This window comes from Caballeronia pedi (assembly GCF_001544915.2).
In the GTDB taxonomy this organism is placed as follows: domain Bacteria; phylum Pseudomonadota; class Gammaproteobacteria; order Burkholderiales; family Burkholderiaceae; genus Caballeronia; species Caballeronia pedi.
In genome coordinates, this window is the sequence record NZ_FCOE02000066.1 from 12,108 (window position 1) to 28,444 (window position 16,337).

The 16,337-nt window shown below is 60.5% G+C and carries 16 protein-coding genes and 3 pseudogenes; 12 read left to right on the top strand and 7 right to left on the bottom strand.

Annotated features, from left to right (window positions below):
* Positions 1-189 precede the first annotated feature (189 nt).
* On the top strand, positions 190-1,734 hold the full coding sequence (locus AWB80_RS40685) for a CYTH and CHAD domain-containing protein (protein WP_061180279.1): 1,545 nt from the start codon (positions 190-192) through the stop codon (positions 1,732-1,734).
* Positions 1,735-1,986: 252 nt separating this feature from the next.
* Here the strand turns inward: AWB80_RS40685 and AWB80_RS45705 are convergent.
* The 3 genes and pseudogenes from AWB80_RS45705 to AWB80_RS40695 form a co-directional block, all read right to left on the bottom strand.
* Positions 1,987-2,154, bottom strand: a pseudogene (locus tag AWB80_RS45705) (chemotaxis protein CheB); the annotation flags it as partial.
* Positions 2,088-2,372: a chemotaxis protein CheB gene (locus AWB80_RS45710; protein ID WP_143328250.1), complete on the bottom strand. Its 285-nt coding sequence runs from the start codon at positions 2,370-2,372 to the stop codon at positions 2,088-2,090. The gene AWB80_RS45710 and the pseudogene AWB80_RS45705, both read right to left, overlap by 67 nt.
* 122 nt (positions 2,373-2,494) lie before the next feature.
* Complete coding sequence (locus AWB80_RS40695) at positions 2,495-2,698, bottom strand: cold-shock protein (RefSeq protein WP_061180280.1); 204 nt, start codon at positions 2,696-2,698, stop codon at positions 2,495-2,497.
* 1,663 nt (positions 2,699-4,361) lie between these two features.
* Between AWB80_RS40695 and AWB80_RS40700 the strand changes: the two genes are divergently transcribed.
* Together AWB80_RS40700 and AWB80_RS40705 are read left to right on the top strand one after the other, a co-directional pair.
* Positions 4,362-4,877: a low affinity iron permease family protein gene (locus tag AWB80_RS40700; RefSeq protein WP_061180281.1), complete on the top strand. Its 516-nt coding sequence runs from the start codon at positions 4,362-4,364 to the stop codon at positions 4,875-4,877.
* 93 nt (positions 4,878-4,970) lie between these two features.
* Positions 4,971-5,309 (top strand): annotated as a pseudogene (locus tag AWB80_RS40705) (Nramp family divalent metal transporter); the annotation flags it as partial.
* A gap of 5 nt (positions 5,310-5,314) precedes the next feature.
* On the opposite strand, the pseudogene AWB80_RS40710 reads toward AWB80_RS40705, so the two are convergent.
* Positions 5,315-5,618: pseudogene (locus AWB80_RS40710) on the bottom strand (divalent metal cation transporter); the annotation flags it as partial.
* A gap of 251 nt (positions 5,619-5,869) precedes the next feature.
* On the opposite strand from AWB80_RS40710, the gene AWB80_RS40715 reads away from it, so the two are divergent.
* From AWB80_RS40715 to AWB80_RS40745, 7 genes are all read left to right on the top strand, one after another.
* Entirely contained in the window at positions 5,870-6,826 is a 957-nt protein-coding gene (locus tag AWB80_RS40715; RefSeq protein WP_061180268.1) for a cytochrome c oxidase subunit II, read from the top strand.
* Positions 6,823-8,757 (top strand): cytochrome c oxidase subunit I, encoded by a 1,935-nt coding sequence (ctaD, locus tag AWB80_RS40720; protein ID WP_061180269.1) that lies wholly within the window; start codon positions 6,823-6,825, stop codon positions 8,755-8,757. The genes AWB80_RS40715 and ctaD overlap by 4 nt, the downstream gene beginning before the upstream one ends.
* Positions 8,754-9,398, top strand: coding sequence for a cytochrome c oxidase subunit 3 (locus AWB80_RS40725; RefSeq protein WP_087132026.1), 645 nt, complete (start codon positions 8,754-8,756; stop codon positions 9,396-9,398). The genes ctaD and AWB80_RS40725 overlap by 4 nt, the downstream gene beginning before the upstream one ends.
* Before the next feature lie 9 nt (positions 9,399-9,407).
* A complete protein-coding gene (locus tag AWB80_RS40730) occupies positions 9,408-9,743 on the top strand; it encodes a hypothetical protein (RefSeq protein WP_061180271.1) in 336 nt (111 codons plus the stop codon).
* Positions 9,722-10,672, top strand: coding sequence for a cytochrome c oxidase assembly protein (locus tag AWB80_RS40735; protein WP_061180272.1), 951 nt, complete (start codon positions 9,722-9,724; stop codon positions 10,670-10,672). Before AWB80_RS40730 ends, AWB80_RS40735 begins: the two co-directional genes overlap by 22 nt.
* Positions 10,662-11,039, top strand: a complete 378-nt coding sequence (locus tag AWB80_RS40740; RefSeq protein WP_087132028.1) for a c-type cytochrome — start codon at positions 10,662-10,664, stop codon at positions 11,037-11,039. The genes AWB80_RS40735 and AWB80_RS40740 overlap by 11 nt, the downstream gene beginning before the upstream one ends.
* Positions 11,040-11,104: 65 nt before the next feature.
* A complete protein-coding gene (locus tag AWB80_RS40745; protein ID WP_244207039.1) occupies positions 11,105-12,325 on the top strand; it encodes a cytochrome c in 1,221 nt (406 codons plus the stop codon).
* A gap of 50 nt (positions 12,326-12,375) precedes the next feature.
* Here the strand turns inward: AWB80_RS40745 and AWB80_RS40750 are convergent, their stop codons facing one another.
* The 3 genes from AWB80_RS40750 to AWB80_RS40760 form a co-directional block, all read right to left on the bottom strand.
* Positions 12,376-13,227, bottom strand: a complete 852-nt coding sequence (locus tag AWB80_RS40750) for a formate/nitrite transporter family protein (protein WP_061180274.1) — start codon at positions 13,225-13,227, stop codon at positions 12,376-12,378.
* A 255-nt stretch (positions 13,228-13,482) separates the two neighbouring features.
* Positions 13,483-14,652 (bottom strand): zinc-dependent alcohol dehydrogenase, encoded by a 1,170-nt coding sequence (locus AWB80_RS40755; RefSeq protein ID WP_061180275.1) that lies wholly within the window; start codon positions 14,650-14,652, stop codon positions 13,483-13,485.
* Between the two features lie 353 nt (positions 14,653-15,005).
* On the bottom strand, positions 15,006-15,314 hold the full coding sequence (locus AWB80_RS40760; protein WP_061180276.1) for a hypothetical protein: 309 nt from the start codon (positions 15,312-15,314) through the stop codon (positions 15,006-15,008).
* 446 nt (positions 15,315-15,760) lie between these two features.
* Here AWB80_RS40760 and AWB80_RS40765 point away from each other — a divergent pair, with 446 nt between their 5' ends.
* Positions 15,761-16,135, top strand: coding sequence for a phage holin family protein (locus AWB80_RS40765; RefSeq protein WP_061180277.1), 375 nt, complete (start codon positions 15,761-15,763; stop codon positions 16,133-16,135).
* The coding region (locus tag AWB80_RS44720; RefSeq protein ID WP_087132031.1) for a hypothetical protein at positions 16,132-16,337 on the top strand (206 nt) is incomplete at its 3' end. The genes AWB80_RS40765 and AWB80_RS44720, both read left to right, overlap by 4 nt.

Below are 16,337 nucleotides of genomic sequence, written 5' to 3' on the forward strand. Positions count from 1 at the left end.
CCTGCTGCATTGCCCCACAAAATCTCATTTGCGGGCGGGTTCGTGTGATGGCTCTTGTCGATGGTTTTGCAGCGGGCCCGGCACTCTATCCGCAATCAATACCATGCCGAGCGCCCGATCAGGAGTCGAGCACGCGCCTTGCTTGTTGATATGAAAGCGTTAGGTCGCGGCGCACCAAGGGAGGCAGAAATGGAAACAGAACTCAAGTTGCAGGCATCTGCCGGCAAGGCGAGCCGGGTATTACACGCGCCTGCCATCAGTCGCTTGCTCGTGAATCCGGCAACAACGGATGAGCTCACCAGCACGTACTTCGATACGCCTGATCTTCGCTTGCATAAGTGCGGGGCGTCTTTGCGTGTCCGGACGACCGGCGATATCCGCGTGCAGACTTTTAAGCTTGATGGCACCATCAAGGCAGGGCTGTTCGAACGAGACGAATTCGAGGGTCCCGTACAGGGTGACTCACCGGAGCTCGAGTCACTGCGCCAGCTTGTTCCTGAGGGAAAGAAAGCAGCGAAGGTGCTGCAGGCCGACGAACTCGCCGCCCAATTGCAGCCATTGTTTGTCACCCGCGTGAAGCGCGCCACAGCGGTTCTACACTTGTCGGACGACACTGAGGTGGAATTGGCCGTGGATGACGGTGTGATCGAAGCCCAAACCGCCTCAACGCCCATCCACGCTGTGGAGCTGGAACTCCAGAATGGCGCACCTGAGCAACTCTACGAATTAGCGCTCGCTTTGCTCGAAATCGTGCCGCTTCGCATCGACCACATGAGTAAGAGCGATCGAGGCTATGAACTGTTCGTGCAAGAGCATCGTCTGCCCGTGCGCGCAGAGCCGCTCGAACTGAAACGGCGATACACGGTCGAGAAGACGCTTCAGCACATCGCGAAGAACTGTCTCGCACAAATCCACGGTAATGAACGCGGTGTCGTATCAGGGCACGACCCATCTAGCGTGCATCAGATGCGCGTCGGCTTGCGCAGGTTACGTTCTGCCCTCGATATGTTCGAGGACGTGATCGCCGCGCCCGCCCATTTCGATGGCGAACTCCGTTGGATCGCGGGTGAGCTGGGCGGTGCACGTGACTGGGAGGTGTTGGCCGGTGCGACCCTCGATCAGGCGTTCGAGTCCGCCAAGGAAGGCGACGACGTGAACGCCACTCGCACTGCTGCGACTGAGCGGGCGATTCACAACCGTAAGGCAGCAGCGGCGGCCGTCGATTCGGTGCGCTACACCCGACTGGTTCTGGAGTTCACGCTCTGGATCGAATCGATGGGATGGCGTATAGAGCAAAGCGCTCGGGACCTTGCGCGTCGCGAGCGACGCATCTCGGATTTTGCCGATTTGACCTTGACCAGCCGTCACAAGAAGTTGCTCAAGCGAGCTCGGGGCTTGGCAGAACTGGACGATGCGAGCCGACATCGCGCGAGGATCGCAGCGAAGAAACTCCGGTATGCGACCGAGTTTTTCACATCGTTGTATCCCAAACGCGCAGTCAAGCCCTTCATCAACGCGCTGAGCGAGCTCCAGGACGATCTCGGCTGGCGTAACGACATCGTTGTCGCAGACGAGCTACTCAGGTCCCTTGCCACGGAGAAACCCGAGGCCGAATTCGGAGCCGGCTTCGCGCGCGGCTACTTCGCCTCGCGCGCCGCGCTTGATCACGGTTCGATGAAAGCGTTGTGGGCCAAGTTCAAGCGTATGGATCTGCCCTCGTTGTCCAAACGCTAATGCGTACGCGGTCGAGCAAGACGCCGGTAACAAAGTGCCCCTCGTGCGGTCGCCAACCAGCGGCCACACGGACGGCGCACCGAACAGACTTATCCACAATCTACGTGGACAAGCATGTAGATTACTTGTACAGTTGCCGACCTATACCATTGACGCAAAACGATATTCTGAGCAAGGTCAAAGACGCATCAAACCGTATATACTGTTTCTCTGACATTGAAAACAATCGTGGGGTATCGCCGTTCAATGCGCTCATCGGCGTCTTCGGCGCCTCAGCTGCACAATACTCACCCCGCCGGCGCCCTTGATGGCTCGCAACCCGCGTGTGCGGTCCCCGTCGCAGCCCGTCAGAACTACGCCAAAAACGCGAGGGCCGCAGCATCTTGCAACTGACTCCAACAACGGGTCGGCCGCCGGACGGGCGTGATTGACCTTGGACCAGCATCAAGTGCAAGAAAGCCATTCGAAGTCAGAAGTTGGTCCAGCAGTCTCGGACACGTAGCCGCTACATGCTGAACCACTAGGAGAGTGCCAGCGTGCTCACCGTTGAGGCAGCCAACTAGCTCAGAAAGAGCCTTCACACCACCAACCGAGGCGGCAATTACTGCTATGTCGCGCAGCGTCACATCTTGGCGCATGCTATTGCGGGATGCGCAGTAAATGCGTTGATAATGACAGTTTGCAAGTGCTTCTGAGGCTCGCCTCCGTTCTTCGGTGTTCGCTTCTACCCTACCCTAACGTTATGTCGTCTACGGGGTTGTCAGACAGGGACGATATTCGCGGCTTGCTTTCCCTTGGGGCCCGTTTTTATCTCGAAGCTTACTTTCTGATTGTCCTGCAGCGACTTGAAGCCCTCCGCTTTGATTTCGGAAAAGTGCGCGAACAAATCTTCCCCACCATCGTCTGGGGTGATGAAGCCAAAGCCCTTCGCATCGTTGAACCACTTCACTGTACCGGTTGCCATTTGTAACCTCGTCATTTACCAGAACCCGTTCGAACTCGGTCGCAGAGTGCGAGCAACTTCGCAACGGTTGTGCGGCCACCCAGAATCTAGGCGGCGCCCTTATCTGCGCAATATCCGTGCGTGGGTTAGCACGAGCCACGGTTCATCACGAAGGCGCAGCGAAAGAGGCAGCAAGTAGTTGAACACGTCCATGACAACTCGTACGGAACTGTCAGCTTCCGGCGGCGGACGCCGTCGGACGAATGGGTGAGTTGCTCTCAAGGGAAGACGCGAATCGTCGCTCGACACCTTGCGCTCTTGCGGGACGCGCATCGATGCAAAGGAAATGCGGGCAGACCGGGCAGCAACTCCTCATTTTTCCGACCTCTGCAGTCGCACGTCTTGCTTGGAATGCACGAGTCTGACTGCTCGAGTCCGAATCCTACTGCGCAATTCCGACGGTACTCCGCCCGGGCTTCGTCCGAAAAAACACATTTCTTGGTCGGTTAACGTACCCGCTCGAAACGGTGCGGTGGGCCTATCTCCTGAACTCTCGGCCTAAACGGGCGCGGTAGGGCGGACCCAATCGACCTGTTCGTATCCGTCTCGGAGTCGAACTCGTCGCCTTAGTGCAACATAGGCGCTACGGCGGCCCATCCTATCGAACTGCGCCCTGCGCCTCGCGGTGTCACACGCAAAACCCGACAACCATCGTCGAATGTAAGGCATTCAACCTCAGTCCCGTCGATGAACTCGTCTGACGTATCAGAGCATATCCCGACGTAATGCGCGAAGGAAAGACCGCCTTCGCGAAGAAGGTCAACGGCCTTAACGTGGGCGTCCGACCGGTCGCTTCGCTGCGATCTGTTAAATAGCGTCGCGGCAATTTTCAGCGTCGTGCATATCTTGCTCCCATTCTCTTGGGGAAAAGAGGTAGCAAAATTTGTGCAACGCAACAAGCGACGGCGCTTAGCGACTGAGCCATCGATTTAATCGGGCTCTTTGAAGAGTACGAGAGCTTTCGAGCACCACAACAGCACCTGCCACGCGGCCACGCGGCGCGATGAACGCACCCACTCAGTCGCTTTCAACGGGCGCAAGAAAAAAGACTTCAGTGCAGCGACAAATATAGTGATTGCCACCTAAGTGATTACCCTAGTCAAAATACACAGTGTGCCCGCTCAGTCCGAACGGCATTTCGGTGGCGCCCGCGCCTTTGCTTGCATCGTGGCGAAGCTCATGGTTGCCATTTCGATTGGTTGTTGCGTACTGTCGAATTTCAGCTTCCAGTCTGCATCCGTCGAGTCAATGAGCAGCGCCTGGATTGAACAACGGCGGCGCGACGCAACGCCGGCTTCATGACGAATTCGAAGAACGTCCGATGACGCCTTTTTATTTGCATTCTTTTATTTGCATTCCGAATTACATAAGAACTAGATTGGACGAGCCAAGCCCGCAGGATTCTCGGTAAGAGGCGTTATCTTGTCGTAGCATGCTCCCTCAGCCGCCAGCCTTCACCTGAAGGACGGGAGGGAGTGGAAACCACGTATGCGCATCGAAATGACTTGCATTCTAGCGGTTCGAAACGAGAACACCGCGGCCTTTCAGAAGTCTTGTCGGCTTACGGCGTGCCGACTGGCATGTGAGTTGCACTGTCAAAGGAGAATAGCTGCTGGAGCCGATGATGAAAGACGTAAATCCGTCGCACTCTTCCACTGACGAGCTCGACACCGTCCCAGATACCTCGAGTCCAGCATATGCGGGCCGACATCCATTGACGCGCGCATTCGACAAGTTCGCGAGCTTGGTCACACGGTGGGCCGGCTCACCAGCCGCTTTTTGTCTGGCAGTATTCACGGTAGTTGCTTGGGTCGTGACAGGACCGATGTTTCATTACTCGGACGGCTGGCAACTTGTCATCAACACAGGCACGACAGTCGTCACTTTCCTCATGGTCTTCCTCATTCAGCAGAGTCAGAACAAGGACAGCGTCGCGCTTCATTTGAAGTTGAACGAGTTGTTGTCATCTCATCGCGCGGCGAGTAATCAGCTCATCGGAATAGAGGATGCCTCCGAAGACGAGTTGCGTCGGCTCGCGGCAGCCTACCTCCGATTGTCAACGAGAGAAACGGAAACACCTACCCGACCCGCAGCGCCGAGAGAAGTACCGACCACCGAATCGCAGACGCGGAATGCGTGAACTTGCAGCAGGCCAAGATGCAAACCGCTCTCTTATCATTCTACGCGCCTTCGAAAAATGCCTGCCACGAATTGGTGAGCGGGAACGTTTTGAGCGACCGCGCTGGCAGGCGGCGCCCGCTATGGTTACCAGTTGCTCTTCGTCATACTGATCGCCAGTCTTATGGGCATGCTGCTGCAATGGGTCGCATCGCGCGTTGGCGTGGTCACCGGACGCGATCTGGCGCAACTTTGCCGTGAGCGCTTCAGCCGGCGCACAACTCTCGGGCTCTGGGTGGCGTGCGAAATCGCGATCATTGCATGCGACGTGGCAGAGGTCGGCGGCAGTGCGGTCGCCCTGCAGATGTTGCTCGGCATCTCACTCACTGCCGGCGTTCTGTGTTCGGCGGTGGGTACGTTTGTCATGCTCGCGTTGCAAAGCCGCGGCAGGCGCCCCCGCGCCGCCACAAGCGGTGTACAAGATAGTCGCCAGCGCCCCCATGAGGCGGACATCTGCAGCAAAGCGCACCAGCGGAATGATTGCAAGTGGAAGCTGCAAACTCAGCACGACCTGCGTTGAAACGAGCAGTGAGTTCGACCTATGTTGACCGAAAAATCCCACTGCTAGAAGTGCCGGACCGATCGCAAGCGTCCTCGTCAATAGCGCACGCGCCCACTGTGCGATTCGCAGATTTAGGAAACCCTCCATCACCGCTTGTCCGGCGAGCGTTCCAGTGACCGTCGCGTTCAGGCCGCAGGCGAGCTCGCCTCCCAGAACGCAATGGGTCTTGTTTCGAGCAGTTGCTGCACTGGCCTTGCGGACGCCTCGCCTGCGGGCGCCGAGCCAGTTCGAACCGGCGTGAAGGGCCGCATGCAGTCGCCCGCATTTGCCAAGCGGATGATTGCCGAAGTTCTCGGAACACCGTTTGCTGAGCACCGAACTGCAAGCCGTGTCGAGCTTTCGTCGTAGTGGGTGAGACTTGCAGTCGAACCACAGACCCCGAACGTACAACCATGCAAACCGCGTTGGTTCCCGCAGGCATTCAGGCCAGCCGCATTCTTGAATTGTGGCACCTAACCCTTGCAGTCTGCTGCGGGGTCTTCGCGGCGATCTTGCTGGCGTGCCTCATCGCGATGGTGCGGGCGCCACGCGCCAATCGCGCCACGCCTGTGGACCTGTCGAGCCTTGATCGCCCGCAGTCGCGCACGCGCTTATGGGTTTTCGTCGCGACGGGCGTCTCGACGCTGCTTCTGTTCGGACTTTTGCTCGCGGACGTCATGACCGACCGCGCGCTGTCGCGCCTGCCAGTCGACGGCGCGTTGCGCATCGAGATGACCGGCTATCAGTGGTGGTGGGAAGCAAAATATTTAAGCGATGCGGACGCGCCCGAATTCACGCTTGCCAACGAACTGCATGTACCCGTCGGTCGGCCAGTAGTCATTGCACTGAAGGCGGCCGATGTGATCCACACTTTTTGGGTGCCGAACCTGCATGGCAAGAAAGACATGATTCCCGGGCGTGATGCGACCATCGAGTTTCGCGCGGACAAAGCGGGCGTGTATCGCGGTCAGTGCGCGGAATTCTGCGGCTATGAGCATGCGCTCATGGCGTTCTCTATCACCGCCGATCCACCTGCGCAATACGCGTCGTGGGCTGCGCAGCAGCGTCAGCCGGCCACCGCGCCTGCCGACAACATCGCCTTGCACGGACGCGACGTTTTCATGAGCCAGGACTGCGCACGCTGCCATACCGTACGCGGCACCGATGCGACTGGCACTATCGGTCCCGATCTCACGCATCTGGCCAGCCGCCAGTACATTGCAGCGGGCACGCTTGTCAACAATCGCGGCAATCTCGCGGGCTGGATCGTCGATCCGCGCACGCTTAAACCCGGCACCGTCATGCCGGGTACCCGTCTGCCACCCGCCGATCTGCAGGCGCTGCTGGTCTGGCTGGAGACCCTCAAATGAGCGATCAGCAACACCCCGCCCAACTCGTCGATGGTCCGCACGCTTCGCCCGAAGTGCTCGACTCGCTGGCGAGGACCTGGAGCGATCCGCCTGGGTTCATTGGTGCTCTGAGCGCGATCAATCACAAGACCGTCGCGCGGCGCTTCATCGTGACGACGTTCGCGTTCTTCCTGCTCGCGGGACTGCTCGCACTTGCGATGCGCACACAACTCGCCCGGCCGGACCAGCGGCTCATCGGGCCGAATCTTTACAACGAACTTTTTTCGATGCACGGCACGACGATGATGTTCCTATTCGCCGTGCCGGTCATGCAGGCCGTCGCCGCCTTCCTCGTGCCCCTGATGATCGGCGCGCGGAGCATTGCATTTCCCTGCATGAACGCGTACGCGTATTGGGTGTTTCTCTTCGGCGGACTATTGCTATTTGCGTCGCTGGCCGTCAACACCGCGCCAAATGCTGGCTGGTTCAGCTACGTGCCGCTTGCCGGCCCCGATTACTCGCCTAACAAGGGCGCAGACATCTGGGCACAAATGATCACCTTCACGGAGCTCGCTGGCCTCATCGAAGCAGTGGTCCTTATCACCACGATTTTCAAAATGCGCGCGCCCGGCATGTCGCTCAACCGCATGCCGCTCTTCGTGTGGGCCACGCTCGTCACGCAGTTCATGGTGATTTTCGCGATGCCCTCCGTGATGCTGTGCAGCACCGCGCTCATCCTGGACCGGCTGGTCGGCACGCACTTTTATAATCCGGCCAAAGGCGGCGATGTGCTGTTGTGGCAACACCTGTTCTGGTTTTTCGGGCATCCAGAGGTCTATCTGGTCTTCATCCCGCCGCTGGGCTTTATCTCGTCGATCATCCCGACCTTCGCGCGTCGACCCGTGTTCGGCTATTCGGCAATGGTGCTCTCGCTGATAGCGACGGCGTTTCTCGCCTTTGGACTGTGGGTGCATCACATGTTCGCGACCAACGTGCCGGAGCTGGGCAAAAGCTTCTTCACAGCCGCAAGCCTGATGATCGCGATTCCTTCGGCCATTCAGATCTTTTGCTGGATCGCCACGCTCTGGACTGGGCGACTCAATCTACGTACACCGCTTCTGTACGTGCTCGCGTTCTTCTTCATTCTGGTGATTGGCGGAATGACGGGCATCATGGTCGCCTCGGTGCCAATCGACTTGCAGGTTCACGATACTTACTTCGTCGTCGCCCATCTGCATTACGTGTTGCTCGGCGGCGCCGTGTTTCCGCTGTTCGGCGCGTTCTTCTACTGGTTTCCGAAATTCGCAGGTCGCATGCTGGATGAGCGGCTTGGCAAGTGGCAGTTCTGGCTGTTCTTTATCGGCTTCAACGTCACTTTCTTTCCGATGCACTTGCTCGGTCTCGAGGGCATGCCCCGGCGTGTGTGGACTTATCCGCACGGCATGGGCTGGGACGGCATGAACCTGACGGCGACGATCGGCGCCTATATGATAGCGGCGAGCGTGCTGCTGTTCATGCTCAATGTCGCCAGGACGCTGCGCAGCAACGATCACGCGAGCGCCGACCCCTGGGGCGCGGGCACGCTCGAATGGAGTGTGCCGTCGCCGCCGCCTCCGCACAATTTCGATGCGATTCCCGTGGTGCATGGCCGTGACCCGCTATGGGAGCCATCCGCGCAACCGGCCTTCGTCGCCGGCATCGCCGCCGATGCGCGCGAAGTGCTGGTCACTACCGTGCTCGATGCGAGGCCCGATCTTCGTCCGCTGTTTCCAAAGCCGTCGATCTGGCCGTTCCTGAGCGCGGTGGCGACGGCTATCCTGTTTATCGGCTCGATCTACACGCCCTGGGCCATCGTGTGGGGATCGGTACCTGTGGCGGTGGCGATGATTGCGTGGTTCTGGCCGAGGCGCACGGAAAATCGAATGGCCGTCGCACGGGAGCGTCACCCATGACTATGGATACGAGCGAGGCGCACGCGCGCCTCGACGAGCGTGACCGCTCCCGCGTCGTGCTGGACGTCAGCGCGCTGCCGACCTTCGGCTTCAGCCATCGGAGCCTCATGTGGTGGAGCACGATGGGACTGATGCTGATCGAAGGAACGGTGTTCGCCATTGCGGTGATGATGTACTTTTATCTGCGCAGCCGCGCTCCGAGCTGGCCGATGGCGGCTGTCGCGCCGCGCCTCCTGTGGGGCACCCTCAACACCGGCGTGCTGGCGGTGAGTCTGTGGCCGAATCAGCTCGCCAAGATGGCGGCCGAGCGCGGTGACCGACGGCGGGCGTGTCTGTGGCTGTGGGTGTGTCTGCTCGCCTCGGTCGCGTTTCTCGTGCTACGTGGTTTCGAGTTCGCCTCCTTGAACGTCAGCTGGTACACCAATGCATACGGCTCGGTCGTGTGGTTGCTGCTCGGCCTGCACACGACGCATTTGATCACCGATACGGTGGACACCGCCGTGCTCGCCGTGCTGCTCGTCACTGGACCGTTTGAGGGAAAGCGTCTCGTTGATGTCAGCGAAAACGCGGTGTACTGGTACTTCGTCGTGTTGAGCTGGTTGCCGATCTACGCAGTGATCTACTGGGCGGCACGTCTTTAGAAAAATGTCATGAAAACCTGGCTCGCGCTTTTGGGCGCTCCGTCGATTGTGTTGACCTGTCTGGGTGTCAACTACGCGCTGGTGGCGCCGGCTTGCCGCCTGTCGAGCCACGCACTGCTCGACGGTATGAGCTGCGCGAGCCTCGTCGTATGCGTGCTGGCGACGCTGCTCGCCTGGCAGCGCTGGCGCGACGCGCAGCGCGCTCATCCCATTCCGACGGGCGACGCATCCAGCCTGTCCGTGCGATCCGGCTTCGTCGCCGCCGTCGCGACGGGCGTGGGTGCGTTGTCCGTCTTGGCGGTCATCGCCATTTCAATACCGCAATGGATACTTCCAGCCTGCTAAGAAAGGCCGCGCCCGCCCTTGCCTGCACCGTCGTGTGGAGCGACGCAGCCCGCGCGCATGGGCTCTCGCCGGGCGCATCACGAAGCGATGCCTCGCCGCTCGCATGGACCTTCGACTGGTGGCTCGTGATCGCACTGCTGGTCAGTCTCGCGCTGTACATCGCCGGATACATGCGGTTGCGAGCGCGCAGCGCGCACGGACGCGCGAACCGCTCGATGCGGCTCGCGTTGTTCAGCGTCGGATGGCTCACGCTGGTACTCGCACTGGTGTCGCCGCTGCATGCGTTGAGCGAGTGGCTGTTCTCGGCCCACATGCTCCAGCACGAGTTGCTGATGCTGGTGGCGGCGCCCCTGCTCGTGATCGGCCGGCCTCTCGCCGTGTGGATGTGGGCGTTTCCGAGCGGCGCAAGGGCGGCCATTGGCGCGGCGGTGCGCACGCGCTGGATCAAGGCGCCCTGGCAATGGCTGACGGCTCCCGCCGTCGCTTGGATGTTGCACGCGGCTGCGCTCTGGTGCTGGCACGCGCCGCGTTTCTTCGAGGCGGCCCTCGCTCGCCCCGGCATCCATACCTTGCAGCATGCGAGTTTTCTGGGCAGCGCGCTGCTGTTCTGGTGGACGGTGTTCGGTCGGCCATCCGGTGCGCAAGCTGCCGGCAGCGCGCACGCTATGCTTTCGCTGTTCACGACGATGGTTCACACTGGTGCGCTCGGTGCGTTGCTGACCCTGGCGCCGGGCGTCTGGTATCCGTCGTGCATCGAGACGACGCTCGCCCTCGGTTTCGATCCGCTGCAGGACCAGCAACTCGGTGGGCTCGTCATGTGGGTGCCGGGCGGCTTAGCTTACCTGATTGGCGGCCTGTGGGTGGGCGCCCGCTTGCTGATGCGGCGCGCGCAGCCTCACATCGCGTCGAGCGTGTCGCATGAAGGCTAACGACATTCGCAGCCTCTCGGCCGCGCTTCTGATGTGCCTGGCGCTCGCCGCATGCCAACGCCAACCGCCGTCGTCCGACGCGAGCACCGGCGGCAATCCACAACGCGGCCTCCAAGCAATCCAGCGCTATGGCTGCGGCGCCTGTCATCGGATTGACGGCGTGCCCGGCGCATACGGCAATGTCGGCCCAACGCTGGAGAAGATCGGCGAGCGCGCCTACGTGGCCGGCAAGCTGCCGAACTCGCCCGACAACCTGCAAACCTGGATTCGCTTTCCGCAACGGGTCGTGCCGGGCAGCGCGATGCCCGATCTCGATGTCAGTGAAACCGATGCTCGCGACATCGCCGCGTATCTCTACCACCAGTGACTGCAATGCGTGCCGCCCTTCCTACTCTTCTTCTGCTCACCGCGTTGTCGCCCTGGCGCCTCGTCATGGCAGACGATGCACCTTTGCCGGTGTTGCTCGAGCGTGGCGAATATGTCTCCAAGGCGGCGGACTGCGCGGGCTGCCACACCGCCCCGCTCAACGGTGCGCCGTATGCGGGCGGCCTCGGCCTGGCTTCGCCGTTCGGCACGATCGTCAGCAGCAACATTACGCCGGACAAGGAGACCGGCATCGGCAATTACAGCTATGAGGATTTCGCACGCGCGCTGCGCGAGGGCGTGGCGCCGGGCGGCAAAGGCCTGTATCCCGCGATGCCCTATCCGTCGTTCGTGAAGATGAATGACGAGGACATGCACGCGCTTTACGCCTACATGATGCACGGCGTACCGCCCGTTAAATACCGCCCGTCACCGACCAAGGTGCCATTTCCGTTCAACCAGCGCTGGGCGTTGCGGCTGTGGCGCATGGCCCTGGCGCCGAAGGCGCAGTTTGCACCGCAACCGAGCCGCGATGCCGCCTGGAATCGCGGTGCGTATCTCGTGCAGTCGCTCGGACATTGCGGCTCGTGCCACACTCCGCGCGGGATGGGCTATCAGGAACAGGGTTACGACGAAGCGTCGACGAAATTCCTGGCCGGCGGCATCAACGACAACTGGTTCGCACCGAATCTGCGCGCGGACGCCGGCTCGGGCCTCGGACGCATCGCGCCCAGCGACATCGCCGCCTTCCTCAAGACAGGTCACGGCGCGGGCCTGGTCGCGTACGGCAGCATGGTGCAGACGGTGGAGGACAGTCTGCAGTATCTAAGCGATGACGACGCACGGGCGATCGCCATGTACCTCAAGAGCTTGCCCGCGACGGGTGCGGCCGACGGCGCCTTTGATCCGGCGCTCGCGCAGTCCGGGCGGCTCAAGACGCGCGCGCCCGATGTCCCGCCCGCACAAGGCGCTGCGGTTTATGCAGGCTTTTGCGCACAATGTCATCGTGACGACGGACACGGCGTGGCGACTGCGTTTCCTGCGCTAGCAGGCAATCCATCGGTGATCAGCGAGGACACGACCTCGCTCATTCGACTCGTCGTGGAGGGCGGGACCAGCCCGGCGACGACTCACGGTCCCGCGCGCCAGCCGATGCCGCCGTTCGCCGACCGGCTTACCGATGTCCAAATCGCGCAGGTGCTCACCTATGTCCGCGCATCCTGGGGTAATGATGCACGGCCTGTCACCGCCAACGACGTGGCTTCCCTGCGCAGTTCCCTACACAAGTGACGTGGACCTTAAACCAAGCGGGACTGTCTTCGGTAGCATGCAGTCGTTGCTCACTCCTCCCGCCGCGCGTCGTCAATCTCTGGCGCAATCGCCGCATGGTTGATGATCGCCACCATCGAGATGCCGCCGAGCATATTGCCGATGAGTGTCGGCAACAAAAAGACGCTGAGGTAATCACGGATTCCAGCCGCACCGATCATGACCGCATAGGCGGCCTCGGCCGAACTCGCGATCACGTGCGTGAGCTTGCTGACTCCCACCGTGTAGGTGACGAGAACAATGGTCGCGAGACGAGCCGAACGCGCGCTTGGCAACAGCCAAACCATGAGCGCGATCAGCCAGCCTGCGAACACAGCCCGCACCAGCGTGACGCCGAAAGTGGCACTGAATGGAGCACGTGCAACCTCCGCGAGCGCGGTTGTCACCTCGGTGCCAAACACGTGTTTGAATTGCAACAGCGCGGCGAAGATCGTCGTGCCCACAAGATTGAAGACAAGCACGATCGCCCACAATCGAAGCGTCTTACCGACGGTCTCAAAGTTGCGACGCGTAAGAACGGGAAGCACGGCCGTCAAGGTGCTTTCCGTAAAGAGTTGCTGGCGACCTAAGATCACGAACACAAACCCGATCGTGTAACCGAGACTCGTAATCAGATGCCGCCAGCTTGTATCGGGCAAAGCACCTTCCAGAATCGCCTGCACGAGAAAAGAGAATCCCATCGACAGGCCCGCCGCGAGAGCGGACCACATGAGGGCAGCGCTACTGCGCTCCATTGCTGCCTCGCCCTCTTCCCGAACGATTTCATGGATAACAAGTGGACGCGGCGTCGAATGGTCGGCCGCCTGTTCGCGCTCGTCGCTATCAAGGTGTGGGGATCCAGCACCTGCGGTTTGATCGGACATGCTCGTTCCAAAAAGAACACTTCGTGCGCGATGAACATACGGACTGGCCGGGCTTTTGCAACTTGTTCAGCCCTGACTCAAAAGATGCCATGTCACGAATGCATGACGTTGACTGGCACGTCAGGCTAAGACATTAGACCTTGGCTCATTTTTCCCTTTCGACGCCGAAGAAGTAGCCGACTGCCCCTCTAGCGTCACTCCGTGCACTCATGAGCTCTTGCATATCGAGGCGCCGCCGGTGACATCGTCGAGGCGTCATGGTTTCAGCACGACTTTGATACAGCCATCTTCCTTGTCACGGAACGTCTTGTACATCCCGGGGCCCTCTTCGAGCGCAACGGTATGCGTGATCACAAAAGACGGGTCAATCTGACCTTCTTGAATGCGCAGCAGGAGGTCATCGGTCCACCGGTTGACGTGCGTTTGTCCCATCTTCCACGTCAGACCTTTGTTCATCGATGCCCCAAAAGGTAGCTTGTCGATCAATCCACCATACACACCCGGGACCGACAAGATGCCTGCTGGGCGACACACATAAATCATTTCCCGCAATACGTGCGGTCGGTCCGACTCGAGCATGACGGCCTGCTTCACACGGTCGTACATTGCGTCAAAGGATCGCGTCGCATGTGACTCCATTCCCACCGCGTCAATGCATTTCTCGGGGCCCTTTCCGCCCGTCAGCTCTGCAAGCCGGTCAAGCACACTGTCTTCGTCAAAATTGATCGTGATAGCGCCGCCCTGCCGGGCCATTGCCAGGCGCTCAGGCACGCGATCGATCACGACCACCTGCTTGGCTCCCAGCAGGACGGCGCTGCGAATGGCCATCTGGCCCACCGGACCAGCGCCCCAGATCGCAACCGTGTCCGTCGGGACGATTTCACAATTCACCGCCGCTTGCCAACCGGTCGGAAAGATGTCGCCGAGGAAGAGCACCTGCTCGTCGCTAAGACCCTGTGGCACCTTTACATGCGTGGTATCGGCAAATGGGACACGGACAAACTCAGCCTGCCCGCCTGCATAGCCGCCGGTCAAATGCGAATAGCCGAAAAGACCAGCCGTCGCGTGGCCAAACATCTTGTCGGCTTCCTCTTTATTGCGGTTGCTGCGTTCGCAAACAGAAAAATTGCCGCGCTTGCACTGATCGCAGTCGCCGCAGAAAATGGTGAACGGCACAACCACCCGGTCGCCGACTTTAAGCGCCTTGTTCTCACGACCCACTTCCACGACCTCGCCCATAAATTCGTGGCCCAAAATGTCGCCACTCTTCATTGTCGGCATGAAGCCGTCAAACAAGTGCAGATCCGAGCCGCAGATCGCGCAAGTCGAAACCTTGATAATGGCATCGCGCCCTTCTTCGATTTCGGGATCGGGGACCGTGTCGCAGCGGATGTCGTGCTTTCCATGCCAGCGAAGTGCGCGCATTTTCCCTCCAGCGGGATAGATTGACAGTACGGAGGGCCTAAAAACGCCCTTTGCCATTCCCACTCGCGCAATTGGCGTTCCGCAGCGGTAAGTATTGACAGGCGAGGGCCAACGCCACGTGTTTTCGCGCTTTGCGCCGGATGCTCTTTCGTAGCGTCGCCGACTGCCGTCACGGCGTGACCGTTGTCGCTATCGGCAAGACGGGCTCCGGCCTCAATGCCAACGGCGCCACCAGCGAACGGCATAGACGTTGGCCCCTTTCTCTGATGAGGAAAGTTTCCACGCACACGAGGCTTCAGCGGGGTGCGCCTCCGATTCCCGCGGACACGTCCAGATCCGCGACCGTCACCCCGCTAGAGTGGAGACGCGCCATCGCATCGCTGCGTCGGATCTCCACCGTCGGGAGATTCCTTGAAATGATCAGGAAAGACCCGACCGACCAAGTCGTCGTACTCGGCCGTCTGTGCCTTCACAATCGCCTGAAGCATCTTGATGAAGGCGTTGCCGTCCTCCAGGTTCTCGACAATGACCCGTGCTGTGCGCAGCGATATCGTCTCGGCGAGCGGAGGAGCAGTACCGTCGTCTAGCAGAAATTTAAATCGATGAATCTCCACCGACGCGTCCGTCGGAGGAGATTGGTGGGCGATTATTGTGGCCTTCATTTAGGTCATCGTCCGAATTGCGAGCAGACGAGTAACGCAAATTGCGTACCTCTACGCGTCCATCCGACCTCGACGCTTGAAAACCGGCCGAACGAGCGCACCCCAAGTGCCTCGGCAAGCTGCACTACCGAGCGGTGTGAACGGAGGACTTCAGCTCGCCGTTTATCAGCAATGCCCCCGTTGCGCTGCAAACATGCGATGGTCCTGTTCGCCTGTGGGGCGATCGGGCACGCATCGATAGGGCCACGAAGTGCTCCGTTTGGCCGACTTCGCGCAGCGCGCGGTGGCGGCAGCCCGCACGCCCTGCCGCCGGTACCCAGCCGTCGGGCATTCGACTCGGAGGCCACCGCTGCCTCTCGCTTTCGCCGCGGTCTGCCGGCACGCGCGCTGCTCTAACGTGATGCCTTAGTACCTGTCTTGACTGAAACCGCAACGGAGAGGCAAGAATGACGATCCAGAGAAAAATCGCCAGCTGGCGCAGGATCGGCCGATTCTGCGCGGGACGTCTCGTCGATTACGGCGAGCTCATTCCGATCGAACTCGCTGAGACCAAGAAGCGCGTGCTCCATGAAGTGGTCGCGCTCGTCGCGCTCACGATCGGCGCGCTGTTCACGCTTTCCTTCGTGTCGATCGCGGTGATCGTGTCGACGGTCGGGACGCCGCGTCTCGTGTTGACCGCATGGTGCGTTGCGGGCGCGTGGCTTACTGTAGCCGTGATCGCTTTCATCGTCATGATGTCGCGCAAGGCGGCCGAGCCGTTTCAATTGCTGCGCGACGTGCTGCGACGCGACGCCGACGCCATCAGGGAGGCGGCGCAATGAAGCACGCCAAAGCTCAGGAGGCCGTGCTAGCTCGCATGGCAGAGTCACGCGTGGAGTTGATCACCGCACATGTCGCGAACGAACCCGTGCGCCTCACGCGCGTACCGCGCCCATTGCCGGCCACCACGCGTGCCACGCCGTGGTTTTTGCGTACGCCTAATGCGGAACTGATCGCGATCGCGCTGGTGGCTATAGCCATACT

What these genes read in the sequence shown, in the direction of transcription:
- AWB80_RS40685 (WP_061180279.1), top strand. Translation starts at nt 190, where the DNA reads ATGGAAACAGAACTCAAGTTGCAGGCATCTGCCGGCAAGGCGAGCCGG.
- AWB80_RS45710 (WP_143328250.1), bottom strand. Translation starts at nt 2,372, where the DNA reads ATGCGCCAAGATGTGACGCTGCGCGACATAGCAGTAATTGCCGCCTCG.
- AWB80_RS40695 (WP_061180280.1), bottom strand. Translation starts at nt 2,698, where the DNA reads ATGGCAACCGGTACAGTGAAGTGGTTCAACGATGCGAAGGGCTTTGGC.
- AWB80_RS40700 (WP_061180281.1), top strand. Translation starts at nt 4,362, where the DNA reads ATGAAAGACGTAAATCCGTCGCACTCTTCCACTGACGAGCTCGACACC.
- AWB80_RS40715 (WP_061180268.1), top strand. Translation starts at nt 5,870, where the DNA reads ATGCAAACCGCGTTGGTTCCCGCAGGCATTCAGGCCAGCCGCATTCTT.
- ctaD (WP_061180269.1), top strand. Translation starts at nt 6,823, where the DNA reads ATGAGCGATCAGCAACACCCCGCCCAACTCGTCGATGGTCCGCACGCT.
- AWB80_RS40725 (WP_087132026.1), top strand. Translation starts at nt 8,754, where the DNA reads ATGACTATGGATACGAGCGAGGCGCACGCGCGCCTCGACGAGCGTGAC.
- AWB80_RS40730 (WP_061180271.1), top strand. Translation starts at nt 9,408, where the DNA reads ATGAAAACCTGGCTCGCGCTTTTGGGCGCTCCGTCGATTGTGTTGACC.
- AWB80_RS40735 (WP_061180272.1), top strand. Translation starts at nt 9,722, where the DNA reads ATGGATACTTCCAGCCTGCTAAGAAAGGCCGCGCCCGCCCTTGCCTGC.
- AWB80_RS40740 (WP_087132028.1), top strand. Translation starts at nt 10,662, where the DNA reads ATGAAGGCTAACGACATTCGCAGCCTCTCGGCCGCGCTTCTGATGTGC.
- AWB80_RS40745 (WP_244207039.1), top strand. Translation starts at nt 11,105, where the DNA reads ATGGCAGACGATGCACCTTTGCCGGTGTTGCTCGAGCGTGGCGAATAT.
- AWB80_RS40750 (WP_061180274.1), bottom strand. Translation starts at nt 13,227, where the DNA reads ATGTCCGATCAAACCGCAGGTGCTGGATCCCCACACCTTGATAGCGAC.
- AWB80_RS40755 (WP_061180275.1), bottom strand. Translation starts at nt 14,652, where the DNA reads ATGCGCGCACTTCGCTGGCATGGAAAGCACGACATCCGCTGCGACACG.
- AWB80_RS40760 (WP_061180276.1), bottom strand. Translation starts at nt 15,314, where the DNA reads ATGAAGGCCACAATAATCGCCCACCAATCTCCTCCGACGGACGCGTCG.
- AWB80_RS40765 (WP_061180277.1), top strand. Translation starts at nt 15,761, where the DNA reads ATGACGATCCAGAGAAAAATCGCCAGCTGGCGCAGGATCGGCCGATTC.